Consider the following 22,776-nt stretch of genomic DNA (forward strand, 5'->3'; position numbering starts at 1 on the left):
GCTATTCCACTTCTCTCTGCCGAAAGATACCCTGCTGCAATGCGCTGTTGAGAACGGTGTCATGATACACCACGCGCGTGGAATCGCCATCGGCATCAAGGAGGGTCATCTCGGCGAGTGACCTATTCCCTTCGGCAAAAATCACCGTGATTGATGTGATATTTGATGGATCCGCGCGGCGCGGTGTGAGGTGCAATATTGCGGGGTGTGACTGGCGGATGGCGATGGTGTATTGCTTTTGTATTTGGGCATAGTCGCCACGGAACCATATCAGGAGCTGCTGCGCTACCATCTGCCGCATAGGGTCGGTTTCACTCTGGAAGTTTTCCGGAGGGGTAACGTCATCATTCCATTTCACCCCCTGTTGACCGCAAAGGGCAAATCCCACGGCATGAGGATGGGTCAGTTCCCAGCGGATACAGTCGGGTTGTTGATAGTTGATAGTTCCGGAGGAGCGGACAGTATGCTCAAACAGTGAGAGTTTTTTTTCCTGCGTAAAGGCGCTCGTCAGTGTCGAAATTTCACCAGCGAGCAGGCGTAATTCCTGGAACAGGGGCGGCTCTGTTGCTACCACAGGGGTGGCGACAGATACGACAATCAAAAATATGCGAAAATATTTTCGCAAGTATACTTTTAGCGGAGTGCTCATCGGGGAATCCACAGTTTAAGCGTTCCACTCGCGTAAATCGTTTCCAAATGCGACACTGTGCCGGTTGCCACAATAAAGCCGTCAAACGCGCCGGTGATATCAACCGCAATCCGCAGCGTATCGCCCACCACCGGCAAGGTATAAATATTCGCCTGACGCATCCCGACAAGATACCCTGCGGAAACCGATTTTCCCTGTAGCGTATCAAAATATCCGCGCACCGCGGCATAGGTTTGCGCCATCATTTCCAGTAACGCGCTCGCCTGCAACGCTCCCTGCGCGTCAAGAAAAAGATTGTCGGCCGTGAGTGTGGCGTTGGCAGCTCCGGATGTGGCGCTGCATTCGGTAATGGCATCAATCAACAACATTGGCTTGCGGTGTGGCACAAAGGCAGCGGCGTCTTGTGGCAAATCAAAACTCATGTGTGGCTCCATGCCGTTTTAGGCGTTGGTGTACGGCTCCAGCGAGTCAAAGAGCTGGCTTGAAAAAAGTAGTTTGCGGAAACGTGTCAGGTCGTCATGGAAAATACGGGTGTTATCATAGACGTGAAATTCAGCGTTCAGCAGAGAATAGATTTTCCCTGTACCTCGCCCCAGCCCTTCGGCATTGCGGAACGAGAGCGCTTGCAAGACCGCCAGCACTTCCAGTGTCAGAATATGCTTGGCATTACTTACCGATTTAAACGCTTTGCGCGCCGCAATGGTTCCCATACTGACGACATCCTGATTGGAAGCGTTGCAGGAGATGGAATGGACGCTCACAGGGCCTGCGAGTTGGCGATTTTCGGCGGTCGTGGAGGTCGCCAAGTATTGCGCCCCCATAAATCCCATTGTCAAACCGACAGTACCCGGAATAAGGTGTTCGGGAAGCCCTTCATTGATTTTCTTATCAAGATATTTATTGATGCGGCGCTCCGAAAGATTACACAGCGTTGCAATGGCAATGGCCAGTGAGTCCATGGCAAAACCGATATTTTGACCGTGGAAGTTGCCACCATGAATGATTTTCCGTTTGGCGGGGATGATGATCGGGTTGTCATTCGAAGAGTTGGCTTCGATGGTGATCACTCTCTCGGCGTAATCCAACGCTTCGGCCACGGGCGAAAGCACCTGCGGCGTGCAGCGAACCGAATACACGTCCTGCACGTTGATGCTGGTTTCGTAAACGACTCCGTCTTTTTGCTGTTCCCGTACCCGGCTGTGAACATCTTCACGCAGCGTAATGTTCCCTGAACCAGTATACAGACTCCGGATCACAGCGGCCACGGCTTGCTGGCCATCGTGTGGTTTGACGAAGTGGAGATCAGCGTCAAAGGCATCGTCAATGCCGCCAAATATTTCCAGCGAAAAGGCACCGGTGACGCAGGCCAAATTGAAAAGCTTTCTGGCACCGAAAAGGGCAAACGCTGCCAGAGCGGTCATCGCACTGGTACCGTTGATCAGCGCGATTCCCTCTTTATACGAGAGTTTAAGTGGAGTGATGCCGAGTTCATGAAAAACATCCGCCGTCGTGCGCAGTTGGTTCTTATAGTAGACGTTCCCTTCGCCAATAATCGGGAGTGCCATGTGTGAAAGGTGGATCAGATCGCCCGATGCCCCCACGCTGCCGCACTCCGGAATATATGGCGCAATGCCGTGGTTAATCATGTCGCGCATAAAGGTGAGGAGTTCCAGACGCACACCGCTGTACCCTTTGGCAAGGGTATTGAGGCGGATGGCAACGACCGCTAACGCGATATACGGCTTCAGGGGATCGCCCAGTCCGGCGGCGTGACTACGGATGAGATTGGCCTGGAGCGCTTCAATCTGGTTATCTTCGATGATCTGGTTGCACATCGGGCCGAATGAGGTATTCACCCCGTAGATAATTTTGCGGGCGGTAATTTCTTCTTCCAGGAAGGTTCGGCTGGCGACGCAAGCTTGCAAGGCGGTTTCGCAGAGTGTAACTTTTTTGTCGCCAATGCCAATAGCGACAATGTCGGCAATACTCAGCGTGTTGCCATTCAGCAGTGCGGTTGGTGCAGTGATCATGGTTGGTGTTCCTTCTCTTTCGTAGTGCGATAATCAAAAAACGTGATTTTTTTCCTTTTTCCGGGTGGATGCATCTTTTGCTCTAGCTCGGCACATGGTACGCGGCAAACTTCCGGAGTAAAGCGGAGTGCTGCCGAAAGGTGCTGCGCCACCTGTTGCGGGGTGAGATCGTCGCGCATCGTGGAATACAAGACGCAAAGTCGATCCGAGAGTTGACTCTCTTCGTACACTTCAAGGCAGAAGTTTTCGATACCGGCGAGCGATTGCAGCAGAGCCAGAACCGCTGAGGGGTACACGGAGGTTCCTTTGACTTTCATCCGCTGCGATTTGCGGCCAAGCACGGGACTGAGGCGCGGCGAGGTGCGCCCGCAGGGGCAGGGTTCATCAATGATGTACGCAATGTCGCCAGTTTGGTAGCGCAAAAGCGGCATGCCGCGAACCTGTAATGGCGTCACGACGACTTCTCCTGGCACGCCAGAAGGAAGCGGCTCGCCCTGTTCATTGAGAATTTCCACGGCGATGAGCTCGGTATTGATGTGTCCTCCACAGCCATGAAGGCAGTCGGTGAACGCGGTTGCCATTTCGGTGCTGGCGTAGGTGCCGAAGACGGGGGCGTTCCAGAGTTCGCTTAGGCGCGAAGCCAAAGGGAGGAGCGACAGGTCACTGGCGCGAACCGGCTCGCCAATGCAGATAAACCCTTTTATATTAAGACTTGCTGGATTGATATTTTCTGCCAGCAACCGTTTGCCAAGTTCGGCGATCAGCGAGGGTACGCCGATGATATAGTCCGGTCGATACTGCTTAACCAGCTGTACAAGGTGGCCAGTGTTGCTCGAGCCGCCACGGAGAGCGGTGGCACCAATTTTTTGTGCGCCAAGATAGTAAGCGAGTCCAGCCATAAAGCAGCGTTCAATAGCAACAGCGACTAAAACACGATCATTCGCGCTGATATTCAAACGCTGAAAGGTAAGGGCTTCGTTAAAGGCGAGCCGCTCAAGATCGTGTGCCGTCAACGGTATTGTAACCGGTGTGCCGGTTGTTCCTGAGGTCTGACAAATATCGATGATATCACTCTCTGGACAACACCAGAACGCCGAGGGATTAGCTTCGATATCCTGCTTGCTCGTCAGTGGTAATGCACTCAACTGCGCGAGCGTAAGGTGAGAGAGAGCCGTATCCGAAAGCACACTCAGTACCGATCGGTAATATGGAGAAATCTCGCGCAGATAACGCACGTGTTCGCACACCAGTTGTTGCTGTGTTGCCATAATTTCGGCGGGCGTAGCGAATTCCCTTTCACTGGCTTCCTGAAGGTTAAACATAGCTCTCACCTAGTCGCATCTCCATAATCATCTCCTGCATGGCAGACTTTGCGGCACGCTTCATGTCACGATGATTCGCAAAATCTTCTGGATGTAGAGGTGGTAACGTCGCCATTCGCACTGTTGACGGAGCCAACCAGTGACGCTTGGGAGGCAATAACGTATCCGTTCCGGTCAGACACAGGGGGATAATTGGGCAATCTACCGCTTTGGCAAGCTGAAAGGCGCCAGAATAAAAGCGTTGTAACTCACCAGTGCGACTGCGATGCCCTTCAGGGAAAAACAGCACATGACCACCATGTGCAATGACGGTGCGGGCGTGCGTTAAACACTCGTCAAATGACATTCTTTCGACATCCATGTATCCGGCGAGACGCATAAAAAACGCATACCAAGGCATTTTAAAGGGCCACGATCTCACAGCAAAGGTGATGTCGCTGCACGGCAACATTGCCATGCAGTAGGTGTCAAAAAATGACAGATGATTCACCACAATAATCGAGGGGGTATCAAAAACATTTTTCTCAGGAAAAATTCGTTTAAAACTGACAAACGGCGAAACAACTGCCATCCACCCCTTACCATACAACCATACACAGAGTCGCATTACTTTGGCATTACTCCAGAGCGTGCACCCTTTCAGCAGTGCAAAAGCGGCAGGGAAACAGACAATACTCAAGAGTGTCCACATCACTAAAAGTGGGTAGACAGTACACGTCATGAGAATCATGGAGAGCGTAGGGTATTGAGACGCAGGGAGTGCTTGTTCATACGGCGCACTATCTTGTGTTTCCATGGAGAATTAACTCAGAGACGATTTTTTTTGAATAATAAACCGGTGAATATCTCCAAGAGTACGTATTTGGCGGACTTCTTCTTCATCGCGTATTTTAAACGAAAAAGCCTGCTCCAGCACGATAACCATATCGACCATATCTAAACTATCCAACCCGAGGTCATCAAAAATGCTTTGCTCTGGTGTCATCTGCGCCATGTCGAGTTCAAATTCTTTGGCTAAGGCTGCATTGACGATTTCAATGATCTCGATCTCGGTCATACATATCTCCTAAAAATAAGTGTTGAATTCACACCGCCGAGGGCAAAGCCATTCTTGACGATGGTATTTATGCTTTTTGTTTCTATCCTTTGCACATAGGCAAGCTTTCCGCAGCGAGGATCTGGAAAACTCAAATTACGCGTAGGGATAATAGAACCGCTGCGCATCATTTCAAGCGAAACAATACTTTCAAGCGACCCGCTTGCTGCCATAGAATGACCTATATGACCTTTTAAACTACTGACCAATACTTGGCTACCGAAAACAGAATAAATAGCCTGACTCTCCGCAATATCCCCCCACTCGGTTGCGGTCGCGTGTGCATTCACGTAGTCGATATCCGCTGGGAGTAATTGCGCTTCTTCTAATGCAAGGCGCATGCACGACTCAATCGAAGCAGGATCTGGATTCGCAATGCTGCCAGGGTCGCAGACATTTGCGAACCCCACTACTTCTGCAAGAATATCTGCACCCCGCCCAAGGGCACTTTCCAGCTCTTCGAGCAAAAGAATACCGGCGCCTTCAGAACAAACCACGCCATCACGATCAGTATCGAAAGGGCGTGGTGTCATAGTCGAGGAATGGTTAAATCGCGTTGAAGCGGCATTGATCATATCAAATGTTCCGGCAGTGAGTGGGTGGAATTCGTCCGCTCCACCACAGAGCATCCGCTTTTGTTTGCCAAGTGTAATCAGTTCATATCCATGACCGATAGCAAGGCATCCGGTAGCGCAGGCCGCGGAAGGAGCCAGCAGGCGACCGGAAAGCCCGAGCGCCTGTGAAACGTTCGCGGCACACGAATGGTTAGCGATTTGAAAAAAGAGGCTCGACTTCATCCGTTCTAAACTATGGTCAGTAAAAAAATCCTGAAAAAAATCTTGTGTGGCCTGCGTGCTCCCGACCGTTGAGCCGATAGAAACACCGGTCAGTCCATCGTGGCATTCGCTGATATCCAACTTCGCATGCCGCAGCGCTTCTTGACTGGCGAGGAGTGCGTAGACAGACATAGGGGACATGGAACGGCGGTCTTTACGGGGAATCTGCTTTTCATCTATTCCCTTTACTTTTCCCACAACAAAAGAGCGCAACCCGCCAAGCTGGGTAAGGCTGTGATCGACTTCAATCGCGCTTCGCCCTTCGAAAAAGCCTGTCATAAGCTCTTTTACCGAATTACCAAAGGGCGAAATGGCACCATAGCCAGTAATAACGACACGCTTTAAAGGCATGATGATAACTCCGAATAGACGGTTTTTTGTCCAATTATAAGTGCTGCGGTATGCACCGCCGAGGCCATTGCGCCAATCAGACCCGGCGCACCTACACTTTGCCCTGCAAGTAGTAAGCCCGGTACTCGCGTGAGCGGATGAGGGTTGGTTTGCCCAATGCAATGCTTTGCGCCATACAGCGAACCGGGCGAGGCGTAACTATATCGCGCAAAGGTTTTTGGCGAAGCTGATTCGGCCCACACGAGGTTTTGTTCAAACTGGGGAAACGTTTGCGCCATGCGCAATTTCATCCGTTCTGTAATCTCTGCTTTGCTGCCACTTTCCTCAATTTTGGAAGCAGGAAAAAGTGTAAAGAAAGAGAACCCATTGGGCGCAGTGGTATCTGCGGCACGCCCTTTGGTTACATACATTACGCCCGAGGTGATGGTGCTATTGCTGGCAGTGACTTCTGCTCTCTCCTCCGGTAACACAATGACATTAGAGGCATGCAGACACTCCAATGGCGTGCGTGTTACCCCATAGAGGGCGTAGGCGGATGGTGTTTCCTCAAGATTAGCGACTCGCTCACCATAGGCTGGCCGAAAGGTGGAAGGTGGAACCATCTGAAGTAACGCCTTTGGATGACCACAATAGACGGCGCAAGAAGTCCGCAAAGTGGTCTGATTTGCCAATGTTACAGCGGTGACACGGCGGCTGGAATCTATCTCGATCGTACTGACTTCACTTCCCAGATACTGATCAACCTGCAACTGTTCTAATTTCTCCTGAAGAAGATCGACGAGTGCCTTGCCGCCTCCCTTAAAGGTGTAGGCTTCCTGATAATACGGCCCCACCACCATGGCATGAAAGAGAAAACTCGTCTCATCAGGCTCAGTGCCATAGAGTAATGAATGGGCAGAGAGCAACTTGATCAGCAAAGGGTCGCTGAAATGTTCCTTGAGAATCTCCTGCAGAGACGGTCTTTGGTTGAGCGGTATAGAATAGTCAACAAGGCTGAATTGCTCGCAGACACGCTGGATTTGGGCAAGATAGTGGCGAATCCCCTCTGTTTCATGGGGAAATCTTTCACCCAAACGTTGGACAATCGCGGGAATACCCAGAGGGAAATCAAAAGTGAACGGGGTGTTTTGAATTTTTACGTGATCAAAACAATCCGCATGGTAGGGCTCAATCTGGAGCTTCCCCGCGATGGAAAAATAGCGCAATAGGGCGCCAAGTGGATCATTATTCGGGCACCGTCCGGCATAGTGAAAACCAGTGTCGAAATGGTGGTGCTTGCGCGTAAAACCACGGACGATAGGGGCAATTTGATGATGTTTTTCTACCAATGCCACCCGTTGCCCATATTTTGCAAGCATGAGCGCTACGGTGATTCCGGAGATGCCTGCTCCAATAACAACCGCATCATAGTGCATGGTGGTATCGCAAGAGAAGACATGAGTTGGTGCCACCAAATCCCGCTGAATTGCAGAGAATAATTTTTGGAGCACATGCAATCGATTCGGTGAGGATGTTGAGACCTTTGCTGGCATGATCCGGCGTCTGAAAATTGGCATTTGCTGCCAGAAACTGATCGTTAGCCATGATGGTGGAATAGACCACCTGGGAAGCGCCCGACATCCAAAGCTCGTGCCCCGTTAATGATTTCGTTGAAGAAATATAGGGTTTATGTTCGCCAAACACTTCATGAATCGTATTGGCTTCCGCCTCATCACCCGCCGGTGTCGAAGTGGCGTGGGCGCACACATAATCGACCTCTTGGGCAGACATGTTGCCATCGGCAAGTGCAGCGTGCATCGCGCGCTTCAATCCATCACCACTGGGAACAGAAATGTGAAGCCCATCAGAGCTGAAACCATAGCCAATCACTTCACCAAGGATGACGGCTCCGCGAGCAAGGGCACTTTCATAGCGTTCCAGAATAAGAGCCGCCGCACCGCCGCTTGGCACAAGCCCATCGCGGTCGGCATCAAATGGACGAGACGCTTTATCAGGTTCGGTGACTCGCGTAGAAAAGGCACCCAATCCATCAAAACTGCACATCGATTGCCAATTCACTTCCTGTGCACCACCGCAAATAACGCGATCCTGACGGCCAAGCCGGATCAAATCTGCCGCTTGACCCACCGCATGCCCACCGCTCGAACAGGCCGAAGAGAGTGTCCAACATGCCCCTTTTGTCCCCAATAATGTGTTTAAATTCATTGTGATAGTCGACGTCATCGAACGGAACACATATCCGCTACCGATCGACTGTGTATCACGTGCATCGTTGAGGCGCTCCACTTGCTCCACAGCGGCAATACAGCTGGAATCACACCCGAAAATAAGACCCGTCTGCTCATTTGCGATATCTGCCATGGATAATCCTGATTGAGTTAAGGCATCATAAACAGCTACATATGCCCATTCGGCAAAGTCAGGCATAGTTTTCTTTTGCTTACGATTCAGGAACCCCTGAGAAATATCGCTGGGAATAATCCCCGTCAGTGGGCTGCGAAAGCCACGCTGACGACGCTCTTCATCGACATGCACTCCTGAAATACCCGTGCGCAAGGCATGACTAACGTCAGACCACGATCTTCCTAGCGTTGAAACAAGACCGACACCCGTGATGGCGACTCTATACATAGATTACATCACACATGCGTACCGCCATTCACCGCCAAGACTTGTCCTGTTATATACGAAGCACGATCGGAGCAGAGGAAACTCACCGCGTAGGCGACTTCTTCCGGTGTACCTACTCGCCCCATAGGGATCATCGGCAAAATCCGTTCCTTGGGAAGATTTTGAATCATTTCAGTCTCAATAAAACCAGGAGAGACACAATTCACTAATACGTTCCGCTTGGCAACTTCGACAGCGAGCGACCGCGATGCGCCAATAATACCTGCTTTGGCGGCAGAGTAATTGACTTGCCCTGCTACGCCGGTTTCGCCGGAAGTAGAAACGATATTGATGATTCTCCCCGCTCTTTGTTTGAGCATTCCGGTCAAAACAGCTTTTGTGACCGAGAAAAATCCACCCAGATGGACGTCAAGCACAGCATTCCACTCGGCATGTTTCATCCACACCATGAGAGAGTCAGCGGCAAAACCAGCGTTGTTTATAAGGATAAAGGGAACGGTCTGATCTATCAGAGGTGCAAGAGTTGCCTCCACAGCGTGGGGGTCAGCAACATCAAATGCCAGTAGCGTGCAACTCCGGCCTTCCGCCTCTATGTGTCGCGCAACCTCTTGCGCAGCAAGTAAATCTGAACGATAATTCAACCAGATGTCGTAGCCATCTTTGGCAAGTTGTAGGGCAATCGCTTTCCCTATTCCTTTACTGGCTCCAGTCACGAATGCAATTTTGGGGCTCATATAGTCCTGTCTTATCGGCGAATATTCATCAAGATATCATTATCATCGAATGTCAAGACGAGTGTTTTGAAGCGATTCGTCCAGTAAATCCAAGCTTTGGATTCCAATCGAGGAGTTTTATGTGCAGCAGGGTACCCCAATGCGGCCATGACACCCTCCTTACTCATACCAATGAAGGCTTTTCCTTCGCGAATCCCTTGCTGGTCAATTGCGGAAAGATGGTTGTAGTTGACAGGAGTAGTGCTGGTAATAAGTGCTAGATACTCTTGCGCTTTCATACCCATACGGGGTTCGTGATATTCAAACTGAATATAGGAGTTTTCCTCTTGAGTGTAGATATCAATATGCTTGCGCGAATGACTTTTTACTGTAATAGCAGTACCGGCAGGGAAAACATGATGGCCACTTCCAGGGTCAGTATAATTAGCGTAGCTCGCCTTAAAAGCTCTTTCGCCGCTTCGGTCAACAGCAAATTGCGTATGAATATTCACCTTTGTGTACAGAACGTCACTGGCAAAACTGGCACCTGAAAATACGATCATAAAAATGAGAAAAAAAGCGCGCTTCGTAAACATAATATCCCTCCATGTATTTTTGAGGCATTTATAGCGGGTATCATAAGCAGAGTTCAAGTGTAATTTCCCCTACTTGATGTGCGCAAAACGCTACGCACAGCCTTCACACCTCACGCTCCCTTCCGTTTCCGTGCATCCGGCAGCAGTATAAGCCCTCCAACCGCCACAGCGATAGCCGCCGCAACCAGTGGAAGCGTAAAGCTCCCTTCAACTTTTGCCACATACCCCGCGAGCGCCGGCGCAATAATTTGCCCAGCGCCAAAAAGTGCAGTTAAAAGGCCAACTGCCGCTCCAGCTTTTTCTGGTGCCAACTTGCGACCGTACATCATGGTCAGTGTCACAATACCCATAATCGTGCCACCAAAAAGGATCGAACCGACATATGCTCCCGCAAGTGTCGGCCAGAATACCGGGCAGACGATACCAACCGCTTGAATGCCATGTGCCAGCATCAAAGCTCGCGCCTCACCGACCCTAGCGGCTACCAGTGGCCAAACCGACGTCGAAATTGCCGCTGAAACTCCAACAAGCAGCCATGAAATCGTCCCTGCTAATGGCGAGTCGAGCAACGTGCGTATGATTAAAACAAGAAATGTCGCTGAAACAACATACCCCATCCCCTCCAGAAAGTAGGCTGAACCAAGGCGAATAAAGACACCACGTAACGAGGGCGTCGCCGCCGTATGCTGAACCACCGCCGTATTTACCGGCGCAGCAGCGGGTGCCACTGGGGCTGGTTCGCTTTTTACCCACATCCACGCGAGCACAACCGGCGGGATCGAAAGCAATCCAAGCCCGATCCATGCTCCCTGCCAACTCCAATATTCACACAGTGGCGCAACCCCCACCGCCGAAAGCGCAATGCCAACCCCAACACCGCTGTACATAAGGCCGGAAAGATGGATCGCACTGCGCTGCGCCAACGCTTCCATCACAAGCAGTGACCCGAGCACAAAGATAGCCGCGCTGAGCACCCCCGCCACAAAACGGAGCAGATACCACACCGCAAGGCTTTCCAGCACGCCCATCGCCGCCGTCACCAACACCATCAGCACTAAGCTCAAGCGAAATCCGGCAACACGCCAACCACGTGGCAAATATCCAAAAACCAGAGCACCCGCCAGATAGCCCGCATAATTGGACGAAGCAATCAACCCCGCAATACTATCGTCAAAGCCAACACCGTCTTGCATAAACGGCAACAGCGGCGTGTACGCAAAACGCCCCGCCCCCATCGCCACAATTAAGGCCAATAATCCACCCAGTGCGGGAATATATTTTCGTTCGCTCCATTTCATCCGCTTGCTCCTTCAGTCGCTGTGAGTCGCGCGCCAACCGTTGCTCCTTTGAACCAATGCAGACGGACAAACTCACCACGCTCCGCCTGATCCAACGTCTCACCCCACCACGTGCGTATTTCCGAAAGTGTGGCGCGAAAGACCTTTTGCTCTGGCGTCTTCACCGTATAACACTCGCCTCGGCGCAACACAGTTGCCACTTCGGCAATCACATATTCGTTGCGCGAAATCGCGACGACAGATGCATTCGCCATCATCACGTCGCCCGAAACATCCTCTTCTGTAGCAGAGTAGGCCTGCACCATAAACTGAAAATCACTCCGTTTCCAAGATAACATCGCCGGACATTCCGCCGCCCCCGTCACGTATCCAAGCACCGCTTCCAATGGCGCAACCCCACGGTGATCGACCAAAAAAGAGAATGGCACCTCATCGCGTAATAACGCGGGAACATGCGGCACAAGATCCATGATATGCGAATGATATAAAACCGTGCCTGCCCCAGCCTTATGCAATGCAAAACGCTCGTCCGGGCGGGTTGTTTCCTGCAACATCACACTGGCATCATCGCTCACCGTACTGACAAGATCGCGCGCCGAATGGAAAATCTGCACACGGCCAAAGAGTTGTATCTGCAATAGAAATGCTTCTGACACACAGGATGCTAGTGCACCAATGGCTTCCCAGTGTAATTCGCGAGATACCAGCGCACCGCAGAAACCCACTTGCTCCATTTCACGATAATAACCACGGTGGTTACCGCCACTTTTTATTTCATGTAGCACACGAAGCTGCGGAAATCGTCGGCGTAATTCTAGAGCAAGCCCAATATTCTGCACCCGAACGAACGTTACGCCCGCCTCAACACACCGTTGAACCACTTCCAGCGTACGGGGAAAATCGTTATCAAACGGGAGAAAGTCGAGCAGGAGCTGACACTCCAACGGCGCGGCACACGCATTGTCAATCAACTGGCACGCCGTTTCGAGCGCAAGCGTGCCCGACAGGCTGACCTCTTGCGGCGCAACGATCACCGATCTAACACCAAAACGGAGCGCCACCGCAAGGTCATGAGGCGTTTCAATACAAACGGATAGGCGCGCGGCAATCGGTGCGATATCCTTTGCTACTAGGTCACAGCTCACGGTACACCACCACATGCGGTTGACTCATCCCGCTTACAACGACACCGCTCCCGGGCGAAGCGTGATCGACAGGTTCGCCATCAAGCGTTGTCAAGATGCCGACCGGAAACACCGTTCCATCCGGCAACAGCGCAGACAAGCAGTGCTGACTACGTGCTGATTTACGCACTACCAGCAATCCTCGACCATCATGCACACTGACAATATCGCCGATATATTCCACCGCAACATGATATCCCGAACGCTCTAACGCGACACTCTCGCGCGCGGCGGGAGCTACCAGAGAGCCTTGTGTAAAGCCACGATTCGAAACCATAGCAATACGCTTTTCTAATTTTTCCCACGCAACAGGAGCACCACACGCCAACGCATCAAGTGCTTGGCGGTAGCTCGAAATAACCGCCGCCAAATAGAGATTTGATTTCATTCGACCTTCAATTTTGAGCGAATGGATGCCCGCTTTGCAAAACATGGGAAGCAAGCGAAGTCCCATTAAATCTAACGAATTTAATGGATGACAAAGCGATTCAGAGAGCGAACCATCGCGCTGCACAACCTGATAGCCCCAGCGGCAACTCTGCACGCATCCGCCGCGATTGGCGTCGCGTCCGGTCGTGAAATTACTGATTAAACACTTTCCACTGAATGACATACACAACGATCCATGCACAAACATTTCAATTTCTACTCCGCTGCGTGTGGCAAGTTCAGCGGCCGCCTCTATCGAAAGTTCACGCCCTGGCACAATACGGCTTGCGCCGCGCGCACCCCAAAACTGTGCTTCGGCACTGTTAACGCAACTGGCCTGCGTCGAAATATGCGTGACAAGGCCGACTTCGTGTGCCTTTCGTTGCAAAACAGGATCCGACACAATAACCGCATCTGCACCAACCTCACAAAGATGGCGCAGGTATTCATCCAATCCATTGAAATCATCATTCCACGGGAATATATTCATTACGACATAGACTTTTTTCTGCCTAGAATGCGCAAAAGAACAACCAATGGCAATATCTTCAAGTGTGAAATTACCCGCACGATGACGTAGGCCAAACTGTGGGCCGCCGATATAGACAGCATCGGCTCCATACGTAAAGGCAGAATAAAGCTTATCGAGACTCCCCGCCGGAGCCAGCAATTCAGGAATATACAAACGGTTCACCTATTCATTTCTACATTGAGTGGCAGGAAAAAAGGGCGTATTATTTTCCTCTGATACAAGAAAATAACGCGCCATACGGCCTCGTTTCCATGCTAGAATACACCAACTTTCGGAGGGATACCATCATGTCTGAACAGAGTTTAAAATCACTTCGCGTTTTATACGTAGAAGACGAACCACTCATCCGCGAAAGCTTGGAACGCTTCTTGCGCAAGCATGTCGGGAAGCTCTATTGCGCGAACGACGGGATAGAAGGGTGCGATCTTTTTACGCGCCATTCGCCAGACATCATCATCACCGATGCTCGTATGCCACGGATGAACGGCCTTGATATGGTCGTAAAGATTCGCCAGCAAAACGCACAGGTTCCCGTTATTCTGACGACTGCTTATAGCGAAGAAGATATGTTTTCCCGCGTACTTGATATGGGGATCGACGCGTATATCATCAAACCCGTTGATCACACCGAACTTTTGCTGCGAATCGGCACCCTGATCAACCAACAAGCAACCAGCAGCACCCCCACAACAGAATCGTCAGAAGATGTGCTGGTGGTAGGTTCAACCCAAACGGCTGCTCAAGTACTGCCAGAAGTATTTGCCTTTTTACAAAGCCGGGGAAAAATCGCCGCAGACATAACCCAACAACAGGCCTTTAGCTCTCGTGAGGTGTTAGAACAATGCATTGCGGCGTTTGATAGACTCTTTCAGGATGGGCAGATTCTTTTGCTTGGCGCCGATGGAATGCCCGTATTCGACACCGTCAGCCCCGTGGCGCCCTGCGGACAATCAGTCGATCAGGTTGTTCAGCAGTTACGCACACGTATGGCAAAATAACAACTACGGAAGCGTTGCAACGTAGTTGGCGATGGTGTTGATCTGCTCATCGCTTAACCCGCGAACATTGGGGCGCATCATCCCTTTGAGGCGTCCGCCGAACGTCGGATCATCACGATATCCCTTCAACGTTTCTGCGATTTCAGCAGCCCCCTTGCCACGGATAATATTCGCCAGAGTCCCACCGTGCGGGGGCGTTCCGCCATCAGCACCGTGACAAGCAATACACTTTCTATAGAGCGCCGCTCCGTCAGCCAGCGCTCCCGTCACTCCAAACACCAAGACACAGAACATCACGACTGCATATCGCATTGGATTACCTCCCGTTCAGTTCCTCTAACGTCCGGAGAATTTCCGGCAACAGTTGTTTCTTGCGCGACAATACACCCGGAAGGCTGAATTGTCGATCACCTCTACTCGGGTAACGGAGTAATTTCTCCGCCGCCGTGTACCCTGTCGTAAGCAGCACACTTTCCTCACTGATAATATCAGTAATGAGCAACATAGCCCAATCCAAACCATTCGCCAGCCGTTCCGCTTCTAATGCTTCGAACAATGCCGGTGCCACTTCTGGCAGGTCGACCACAGTAACAACTTCAATCTGTCCAGCACCGAATTTGACACCAAACTCGGTAAACATTTTGAAATCAGCCGTCACCGCCTGGCGCGGCTCACGCTGCTTTAGCCCGTCGGTTGCAGCAAACAGTTCACGACCATATACCTGCGCGTCAACACCCGCTAACACGCTTAGCTCTTGAATGGCAGCTACATCCTCTGTTGTCGTCGTTGGCGACTTCATAATAACCGTATCGGCTAATACGCCGGAAAGAAGTAACAGTGCCATCGCCTGATCAAGCGCCACGCCATGTTGGCGATACAGCTGATACACCAAAGTGCACGTACTCCCGACTGGCTTGGCATAAAACGTGACCGGATTCTTCGTCCGAATCGTGCCAAGGCGGTGATGGTCGACGATTTCGCAGATTTCGCTATTCTCAGCACCATCGACCGCCTGCGTCATTTCGTTATGATCGACCAAAATCAATTTTCGCGGCGCCCGTTCAATAATATTCGAACGCGTGACCAAACCAACCAGATGGCCATCGCGCACCACCGGCACCCCTTTATGGTCAACCTTTAACAGCACGTCACGCGTTTCTTCCATATATTGATCGGGATTGACCGTTGGAATACTCGTGTTCATTACGGCCTTCGCCGGAACGCTTAACGCAAGTAAACGCAGTGTTTCCGCCGTATCACGCGCAGAAACATATACCCAACCACGATACGCAGAAAAGTCAATATCAAGATCGTCTTCCCCTTCAATACCCGTCAGGATAATCGCGGGAATCCCGATTTTGATAGCATGTTCGATGATATCGCGGCGCTTACCGACAATCATCACCGGCTTATCCGACAACAGTTCAATATGCTTTACGACGCGTTCAAACGGCATCGCCGCAACCAGAAACTTCGCCCGGAACTCAGCCGTATCGCCTTCCTGATGAAAGTGCCCTTGTACGACCTGCGGAAAGTTTGCGGGGCGCAGTAAATAGTCAGGCTTTTGGGCAACTTCTTTCGTCATAAAGAAATTCGCCATTTCTAAAATACTTACGACCCCACGATAGCGCCCTGAATCGTCGACGACCGGTGTCATGCGAATTTTGCGTTCATCAATATTCTTCATCACCTGCCAGATGGGCGTATCTTCATGCACCGTCACCACATCTTTCGCCATAATGTCGCGCACACGTGGGAAAACATCTGCAATAAATTCTGGTGGGGTAAGTCCTGCACGATCAAAGACAAAGCGGCTTTGCTTCCCGACATTGCCGCACCGCTTGGCCTGATAGTCATTGGCACTATCAAGGCGATTTTTTAGCGCGGCATACGCGTACGCGGAACACAGTGAGTCAGTGTCGGGATTTTTATGGCCAATAACGTAAATCTCGCTCATCCCTCTTGTGCCTCCCGCTGTAGACGGGCAAACTCTTTGGCATAATAGGTGATGATGATATCGGCGCCTGCCCGCTTAATGGACAGCAGGGATTCCATCATCACGCGCGTCCCATCGATCCAGCCAAGTTTTTCGCCCGCTTTTACCATCGCGTATTCACCGCTCACATGGTACGCCGCAATCGGCGTGCTGAAGTTAGCGCGCAATTTGGCAATAATATCCAGGTAAGGGAGTGCTGGTTTTACCATCAGAATATCGGCGCCTTCTTCATAATCCAGTGAAGCTTCGATCATCGCTTCACGACTATTCGCCGGATCCATTTGATAGCTTTTACGGTCACCAGACTGTGGTGCCGAATCCGCCGCATCGCGGAACGGGCCATAAAATGCCGAGCAATACTTCACCGCATAACTCATAATGGGAATATGCGAAAAACCCGCCTGATCTAAGCCTTGACGAATCGCGCCAATGCGCCCATCCATCATGTCGGAAGGGGCAATCATCGAAGCACCCGCTTTAGCATGCGACACCGCTTCGCGCACCAGCAAATCGACGGTAGCGTCGTTGTCGACATCGCCATCAATCAATACTCCACAGTGGCCGTGATCCGTATATTCGCAGAGGCAGACATCGGTGATAATCATTAAATCGCTGACCGCCGCACGGATCGCCCGTACTGCCGTCTGTACAATGCCATGGTCGCAGTATCCCTCTTTCCCCAGTGGGTCTTTTTCCGCCGGGATCCCAAAAAGAATAACCGCTTTTATGCCAAGCGCGCGTAATTCGGCACACTCTTGCACCGCAACATCCACGCTGATGCGATCCACACCGGGCATCGAACCCACCGCTTGACGAACACCCGTCCCTGGGCAAACAAAAAGCGGCATAATCAGATCATCGGTTGTCACTATCGTTTCGCGAACCATATCGCGTATCAAATTTCCTTGGCGCATGCGGCGGGGCTTTCTCAAAGAAGGTGTCATGATCTCTCCTAAATTTTGGCTTGACAGCCATTTTTGGTGCGCCTACTATACACGAAATTTCGGGAGTACCAAACTGATGAGTACAAAAATAACTACGAAACAACCTCACTCTCTCGCGTTTTTTTGGCAGTATTACTTTAGGTAATCTGCCTGTCGCACCCTGACGAGCCACCCCTCGCCGCGAACAGGCCACGTGCTTGTTCGCGGCGTTTTGCGTTTATCGACCCACACGCCGTGAAGCCACCCTTCACGGCGTTTTTTATTTTTGCATTTAAGGAGTCTACACCATGGTTATTGTCCTCAAGTCCACCGCTACCGTCCAAGACCGCGAAGCATTAGCCGAAAAAGTGACCGCCCTTGGATTCACCCCCCACCTGATTATCGGTGAAGAGCGCACCATCATTGGTGCCGTCGGCATCAGTGGTAACCGTGACCAGATTTTCGATCTGATCAAGCATCCTGCTGTCGACAACGTCGTCCCCATTCAAAAACCCTATAAACTCGCCAGCATGGAAACTCGCACCACGCCATCTGTCATCCAAGTCGGTGAAGCCCGTTTTGGCAATGGATTCGCGTCCATTATTGCTGGGCCATGCAGCGTGGAAAACGAAGAACAAATGGTGGAAACTGCCAAAGGGGTAAAGCTAGCTGGAGCCAAAGCGCTGCGCGGCGGAGCCTTTAAGCCACGCACCAGCCCCTACGCCTTCCAAGGCCTTGGCGAAGAAGGGTTGAAACTCCTGAAAGTGGCGTCTCAAGAAACCGGACTTCCCATCGTTACGGAAGTGATGAACCCACGCGATCTCGACCTTGTCGAACGGTATGCCGACATCATTCAGATCGGCGCACGCAATGTCCAAAACTTTTCCCTGCTGAAACTCATCGGACAAACACGCAAGCCAGCACTCCTCAAACGCGGCATGGCGACCAGCATCGAAGAGTTCCTCATGAGCGCCGAATACATCCTTTCGGAAGGCAATCAGCAAGTCATTCTCTGCGAACGTGGCATCCGCACATTTGAAACGGCTACGCGCAACACCCTTGACCTGAGCGCCATCCCTGTCTTGCAACAACGGACACACCTCCCGATCATTATCGACCCCAGCCATGCGACCGGCTACGCATCACTCGTGCCGAGCATGTCGCGTGCGGCCATTGCCGCCGGAGCCGATGGCCTGATCATTGAAGTCCACAACAATCCCGAAAAAGCTTTGTGTGATGGGCCGCAAAGCCTCAACATTGAACAATTCGCTCAACTGATGCGCGAAATGGAAAAAATTGGTGCGGTTGTCGGAAAAGTCCTTTAGCCGATGGTGTCTGTGAGAAAGCTGCGCTACAATCATCCACATGATCTGTGGAGGTTGTCGCTCGCATGAAAAAAATTGTCCAACTTGATAGTGTTCGCAAGAAAAAACAAAAACAGCCACCCCAGCAAACCACTGGGGTGGCAATAACAACGTCGTGGCAAGAGTGGTTCCAAGCCATCGGCATTAAAGGGTGGATTGTTATCGTTGTCGTGCTTGTCTTCGGATGGCACTTTTTTAGCGGCCTATTGGGGTGGTAAGAACATGACCGATGCCGAACGATCCCAAATCAAAGCCAGTATTGCAACCATGGTCACCCAGCTTCAGCACGACATTGACGTGCTCGCGACGAACACCAAAATCGACTCGCCATCCTTTGGCGAATGCCACATCTGCGCGGACACCCTTGACATGAAACGATTACTCTGGATGCCAGACACGAATACTTGCATCCAGTACGCCCGTGAGCTGGAAAAATAAACCTCTCTTTTCGGCTCACTTTAGAGCGTCCTGAGTGAGTTCATCTTCCAGACGCCGGATTGCGGCGACCAAATTACGAAAACTGGGTGAACGTTCGTTCTCTACTCTCAGGTGCTGGCCAATAGCTCTCGAACCGGCAACTTTTTCATAGCGCTGTTTTGTCAACGCTTTCAGCTCTCTACTTGGACTCCCGAGCTGATCCGGCTCGCGATACTTTTGGGTCTGCTGCCACTTTGCCAGCCCGCGAAGCTGGAGTGCCTGCTCGACAGCGTGCAAATCTGCAAGGTAAAATGATTCCAATTCCCGACACGCAATACGAACAAGGCATTTATCGGCCTTACCCGTCTCACGACAGAGTTCAAGTAATCTTCCTTTGACCGCAGTGCAGTCGGGGTGACTATCTAAGTCGCGTAGAACGACAAATCGAGCCTGACTATTCTGGTACGCCCGAATTTTGCGTACCAACTGCTTTTCCAAATCTTGCTTACCTTCAAAGGGGATGCAACGGAACTTAATGCCGGCATCAGCATTCAGTAAGCGCGGCAACAGCGATTCTAGCAGGGCTTTAGCAGAGGGCTCTTCGAGCAGGAACACTAACTCTTTCATAGAGGGTCGACCCCATCAAAGAAACCTTGTTTCCATAAATACCCGAGTTGATCACCTTCGGCAATATACGCGGCGATCTGATTGTTATCTTTGGCTCGGTGGATATGTGTGCAACCGTCCACCTTTACGAGCCAGCACACTTCTTCTATTTCTAGTGCATTGAGGAAATCAGGGGAGTGGGTGGTGACAAAGACCTGACCTCCACGGTTGGCATAACTCCGAAACTCTTCAGCAAGTTCTGACATTAACTGTGGGTAGAGCTGGTTTTCCGGCTCCTCTACACAGAGCAGAGGGTGAGGCTTGGGATCGTAAAGCAGCACAAGATAGGCAAACATCTTGATGGTACCATCCGACACATAGCGATCAAGAAAAGGGGTTTTAAATGAACCATCCTGAAACTTTAGCGTGAGATACCCATCATCCATGAGCTTCGGCTCAACCGACGCGATGCCGGGAACACGTTTCGCCATGATAGCGAGAATACGATCGAAAATAGCTGAGTGTTCCTCGTGCAGATAGCGCGCCACCAATGGCAAATTGTCACCAGTTTGCGAGAGGTGCTCCGTTTCGCCTGCGGCATCTTTACGGCCGCGTGCCGCGCTAATATGAAAGTCTGACACATGCCAATTTTCAATGAGGCGGCGAAAGGCATTCGCTGCCTTAAAGCGCTCGAATTGTCCCAGCCCTTTGATTGCGAGTGTTTCAGGCGCAACTTTTTGCGTTTCGCGCTCAAGCTCCTCATCGGCTTTACTGAAGTCTTCTTCATTCGTAATCGCAAATCCTTCACCATTTTCAAAGTTAAGGAAATGAAAAGGACTCCCATATTGACCGCGTTTGTAACGCAATATTTCTTTCAGCACTACAGGGGAACCGCTCTGCTCACCGATTTCCAGCGAGTACGTCACGAGTCGTTTCTTTTTGGCTATTACCATGCGATACTGAATTTCGATAAGGATAGTATCTGATTGCGGATTGCAGCCACGACTTAATACTTCGACAAAACGTCCACGCTTATCGAGTGCCTGGCGAACATTTCCTTTCAGACAGTCATGTAAAAAGCCGAAAATGTCAAACAGAGTCGACTTACCTGTACCGTTCGCACCCACAACCACAAGAAAAGCTGGAATATCTTTTAAGTGTACGTCGCGGAATGCCTTGAAATTTTTCAAGCGGATGGATTCGATTTTCATTCCTTGCTCCTTTATATCCTTGTGGTGGCTACGTTATTGGTTTTACATTTGGATGACAGGAAAAGAATTTTTAAAATAGCTTCGCGACACCAAACTGTTTTGTGCCTGATTTTGCATGAATAATTCTCCTTCGCAAGCAATTCCTTGCAATTTTAGCCATTCCCCACTACGGAATGGCAGCAGTAAAAATATCTGGGCGAAAAAAAGCTAAAATAGAAGGCAAGCATGTTCATCAACAAACGCATCCGCGAAATCGAAAAGTAAAAACAGTGTTTACATCTCCTTTTCCCGATCACCATTTCGCATTGCTGATGCACCATGCACAACAGGGCTGTCAAACGCACTATCACCAACTCCTCACAGAAATAGCACCTTATCTGCGCAGCTATTTTGCCACGCGCGTGCCAGAGGGTGAAGGGGAAGATTTGGTGCAGGAAACCCTGCTGGCTATCCACCGCTCCAGCCACACGTTCAATACTGAACGGTCGTTTAAAAACTGGATGTTCGCCATCGCCAGCTACAAGTTGGCCGACTTCCTGCGCGACCATTACCGGCACGAGCGACGACAGGTTAATCTCGACGAAGCCGCAGCAGTGGCAATCCCTTCCGACGAAATGCTTTTTGATGACCGCGAACAACTCATAAAAATTCTTGCAACTTTACCCGAAAAACAACGAACCATTCTACAGATGCTAAAACTCGAAGGGCATTCCACGCGCGAAGTCGCGCGCGCACTCGGAATGAGCGAAACAGCAGTGAAAACCGCCGCACACCGAGCCTTACAAGAACTGGCCCACACGGCGATAAAAGAGGAGAAATACCATGCGCACCGATGACCTGATCGCACAATTAGCTGCTGCTGGCGCTCGTCCGCCACTTCCATCTCCCGCAAAAACCATCACTTACTGGGTAGGCGGGCTGGGGCTCTATTTCTTGGTGCTCATTTTTTGGCATGGCGCACGACCTGATTTGGCCGAAAAACTCCAACAAACGCTCTTCTGGGGCGAGCTGACGATTATGCTTGCCATCACCACCAGCGCTCTGTGGGTTGCCGGATGGCTCGCGCTCCCCGATGGCGTGGATAGCCGTTGGAAACGGTTGCTACCACTGTTACCACTTATCTTACTTGCGGGAACGCTTCTCTACGCCACCACCGCGCCCGATGCTCTGAGCCTGAGCGAGTGCCTACGCAATCACCATTTCGATTGTCTGGCGCGCGTTCTCTTGTACGCCATCCTCCCAGCACTTTGGATGACCGTGGCAATTCGTCGGGGCGCACCCACAAAACCACGCTGGGCCGGAGCAATGATCGGCCTCGCCGCTACTTCCGGTGGCTATATCCTGCTACGCATTACCGAAGCCAGCGACGATCCAACACAACTGATCGTTTGGCACTTTTTCCCGGTGATTCTTCTTACCCTCCTCGGCGGAGCATTCGGACGCTCTTTGTTTGCGGCAGTGTGGAAAAAAAAGAACCATAAAATTCCTTAAATCAGGGTCGCGCATATTTTTAATCCGTTACCGTAAAAATATCGCGTAACCTTTGCGTGTGTCCCGCGAATCACGTTTGAGAAGAGAACATTACTCCGGAGAA

25 protein-coding genes are annotated in these 22,776 nt (G+C 51.1%); 6 read left to right on the forward strand and 19 right to left on the reverse strand.

Going from position 1 to position 22,776, the window contains the following annotated elements:
• Position 1: 1 nt before the first annotated feature.
• The 14 genes from P304_RS0103725 to P304_RS13870 form a co-directional block, all read right to left on the reverse strand.
• Positions 2–601, reverse strand: a complete 600-nt coding sequence (locus P304_RS0103725; protein ID WP_160165005.1) for an outer membrane lipoprotein carrier protein LolA — start codon at positions 599–601, stop codon at positions 2–4.
• A gap of 44 nt (positions 602–645) precedes the next feature.
• Positions 646–1,071: a hotdog family protein gene (locus P304_RS13865; protein WP_084417516.1), complete on the reverse strand. Its 426-nt coding sequence runs from the start codon at positions 1,069–1,071 to the stop codon at positions 646–648.
• An 18-nt stretch (positions 1,072–1,089) separates the two neighbouring features.
• Positions 1,090–2,679, reverse strand: a complete 1,590-nt coding sequence (locus tag P304_RS0103735) for an HAL/PAL/TAL family ammonia-lyase (protein ID WP_027389449.1) — start codon at positions 2,677–2,679, stop codon at positions 1,090–1,092.
• On the reverse strand, positions 2,676–4,001 hold the full coding sequence (locus tag P304_RS0103740; protein WP_027389450.1) for a phenylacetate--CoA ligase family protein: 1,326 nt from the start codon (positions 3,999–4,001) through the stop codon (positions 2,676–2,678). The genes P304_RS0103735 and P304_RS0103740 overlap by 4 nt, the downstream gene beginning before the upstream one ends.
• Positions 3,994–4,797, reverse strand: a complete 804-nt coding sequence (locus P304_RS0103745; protein WP_084417517.1) for a lysophospholipid acyltransferase family protein — start codon at positions 4,795–4,797, stop codon at positions 3,994–3,996. The genes P304_RS0103740 and P304_RS0103745 overlap by 8 nt, the downstream gene beginning before the upstream one ends.
• A 6-nt stretch (positions 4,798–4,803) precedes the next feature.
• Complete coding sequence (locus P304_RS0103750; protein WP_027389452.1) at positions 4,804–5,058, reverse strand: acyl carrier protein; 255 nt, start codon at positions 5,056–5,058, stop codon at positions 4,804–4,806.
• Positions 5,055–6,284 (reverse strand): beta-ketoacyl-[acyl-carrier-protein] synthase family protein, encoded by a 1,230-nt coding sequence (locus P304_RS0103755; RefSeq protein WP_027389453.1) that lies wholly within the window; start codon positions 6,282–6,284, stop codon positions 5,055–5,057. The genes P304_RS0103750 and P304_RS0103755 overlap by 4 nt, the downstream gene beginning before the upstream one ends.
• Positions 6,275–7,735, reverse strand: coding sequence for a phytoene desaturase family protein (locus P304_RS0103760; RefSeq protein ID WP_236613296.1), 1,461 nt, complete (start codon positions 7,733–7,735; stop codon positions 6,275–6,277). The genes P304_RS0103755 and P304_RS0103760 overlap by 10 nt, the downstream gene beginning before the upstream one ends.
• Positions 7,689–8,915, reverse strand: coding sequence for a beta-ketoacyl-[acyl-carrier-protein] synthase family protein (locus P304_RS0103765; RefSeq protein WP_027389455.1), 1,227 nt, complete (start codon positions 8,913–8,915; stop codon positions 7,689–7,691). Before P304_RS0103765 ends, P304_RS0103760 begins: the two co-directional genes overlap by 47 nt.
• An 8-nt stretch (positions 8,916–8,923) precedes the next feature.
• Complete coding sequence (fabG, locus tag P304_RS0103770; RefSeq protein WP_027389456.1) at positions 8,924–9,649, reverse strand: 3-oxoacyl-ACP reductase FabG; 726 nt, start codon at positions 9,647–9,649, stop codon at positions 8,924–8,926.
• Between the two features lie 11 nt (positions 9,650–9,660).
• The gene (locus tag P304_RS0103775; RefSeq protein ID WP_034763931.1) at positions 9,661–10,224 is read right to left on the reverse strand and encodes a hypothetical protein; all 564 of its coding nucleotides are present in this window, start codon (positions 10,222–10,224) and stop codon (positions 9,661–9,663) included.
• Between the two features lie 110 nt (positions 10,225–10,334).
• Complete coding sequence (locus P304_RS0103780) at positions 10,335–11,522, reverse strand: YbfB/YjiJ family MFS transporter (protein WP_027389458.1); 1,188 nt, start codon at positions 11,520–11,522, stop codon at positions 10,335–10,337.
• Positions 11,519–12,667, reverse strand: coding sequence for a U32 family peptidase (locus tag P304_RS0103785; RefSeq protein ID WP_027389459.1), 1,149 nt, complete (start codon positions 12,665–12,667; stop codon positions 11,519–11,521). Before P304_RS0103785 ends, P304_RS0103780 begins: the two co-directional genes overlap by 4 nt.
• Positions 12,657–13,829 carry a peptidase U32 family protein gene (locus tag P304_RS13870; RefSeq protein WP_152514479.1) on the reverse strand — a complete coding sequence of 391 codons (1,173 nt, stop codon included), beginning with the start codon at positions 13,827–13,829 and terminating at the stop codon, positions 12,657–12,659. Before P304_RS13870 ends, P304_RS0103785 begins: the two co-directional genes overlap by 11 nt.
• A gap of 125 nt (positions 13,830–13,954) precedes the next feature.
• Here P304_RS13870 and P304_RS15965 point away from each other — a divergent pair, with 125 nt between their 5' ends.
• Entirely contained in the window at positions 13,955–14,665 is a 711-nt protein-coding gene (locus P304_RS15965) for a response regulator transcription factor (protein ID WP_051321380.1), read from the forward strand.
• A gap of 3 nt (positions 14,666–14,668) precedes the next feature.
• On the opposite strand, the gene P304_RS0103800 is transcribed toward P304_RS15965, so the two are convergent.
• From P304_RS0103800 to hemB, 3 genes are read right to left on the reverse strand one after another with little or no spacing between them, the layout of a single operon-like run.
• Positions 14,669–14,977: a c-type cytochrome gene (locus P304_RS0103800; RefSeq protein WP_027389460.1), complete on the reverse strand. Its 309-nt coding sequence runs from the start codon at positions 14,975–14,977 to the stop codon at positions 14,669–14,671.
• Between the two features lie 4 nt (positions 14,978–14,981).
• The gene (locus P304_RS0103805) at positions 14,982–16,622 is read right to left on the reverse strand and encodes a putative manganese-dependent inorganic diphosphatase (protein ID WP_027389461.1); all 1,641 of its coding nucleotides are present in this window, start codon (positions 16,620–16,622) and stop codon (positions 14,982–14,984) included.
• Positions 16,619–17,605 carry a porphobilinogen synthase gene (gene hemB, locus P304_RS0103810; protein WP_034763935.1) on the reverse strand — a complete coding sequence of 329 codons (987 nt, stop codon included), beginning with the start codon at positions 17,603–17,605 and terminating at the stop codon, positions 16,619–16,621. Before hemB ends, P304_RS0103805 begins: the two co-directional genes overlap by 4 nt.
• A gap of 287 nt (positions 17,606–17,892) precedes the next feature.
• Between hemB and aroF the strand changes: the two genes are divergently transcribed.
• The 3 genes from aroF (at position 17,893) to P304_RS0103825 (ending at position 19,386) form a co-directional block, all read left to right on the forward strand.
• Positions 17,893–18,909, forward strand: a complete 1,017-nt coding sequence (gene aroF / locus P304_RS0103815; RefSeq protein ID WP_027389463.1) for a 3-deoxy-7-phosphoheptulonate synthase — start codon at positions 17,893–17,895, stop codon at positions 18,907–18,909.
• Between the two features lie 65 nt (positions 18,910–18,974).
• Positions 18,975–19,166, forward strand: a complete 192-nt coding sequence (locus P304_RS0103820) for a hypothetical protein (RefSeq protein ID WP_027389464.1) — start codon at positions 18,975–18,977, stop codon at positions 19,164–19,166.
• A gap of 4 nt (positions 19,167–19,170) precedes the next feature.
• The gene (locus P304_RS0103825; RefSeq protein WP_027389465.1) at positions 19,171–19,386 is read left to right on the forward strand and encodes a hypothetical protein; all 216 of its coding nucleotides are present in this window, start codon (positions 19,171–19,173) and stop codon (positions 19,384–19,386) included.
• 15 nt (positions 19,387–19,401) lie between these two features.
• Here P304_RS0103825 and P304_RS0103830 read toward each other — a convergent pair whose 3' ends face one another.
• The gene (locus P304_RS0103830) at positions 19,402–19,992 is read right to left on the reverse strand and encodes a DUF4276 family protein (protein WP_027389466.1); all 591 of its coding nucleotides are present in this window, start codon (positions 19,990–19,992) and stop codon (positions 19,402–19,404) included.
• A complete protein-coding gene (locus P304_RS0103835; protein ID WP_027389467.1) occupies positions 19,989–21,182 on the reverse strand; it encodes an AAA family ATPase in 1,194 nt (397 codons plus the stop codon). Before P304_RS0103835 ends, P304_RS0103830 begins: the two co-directional genes overlap by 4 nt.
• Positions 21,183–21,451: 269 nt before the next feature.
• Between P304_RS0103835 and P304_RS13880 the strand changes: the two genes are divergently transcribed.
• Both P304_RS13880 and P304_RS0103845 read left to right on the forward strand, forming a co-directional pair.
• A complete protein-coding gene (locus P304_RS13880; RefSeq protein ID WP_160165006.1) occupies positions 21,452–22,018 on the forward strand; it encodes a sigma-70 family RNA polymerase sigma factor in 567 nt (188 codons plus the stop codon).
• Positions 22,005–22,673 (forward strand): NrsF family protein, encoded by a 669-nt coding sequence (locus P304_RS0103845; protein ID WP_027389468.1) that lies wholly within the window; start codon positions 22,005–22,007, stop codon positions 22,671–22,673. Before P304_RS13880 ends, P304_RS0103845 begins: the two co-directional genes overlap by 14 nt.
• Positions 22,674–22,776: the final 103 nt, after the last annotated feature.

The organism is Chrysiogenes arsenatis DSM 11915 (assembly GCF_000469585.1).
GTDB lineage: Bacteria > Chrysiogenota > Chrysiogenetes > Chrysiogenales > Chrysiogenaceae > Chrysiogenes > Chrysiogenes arsenatis.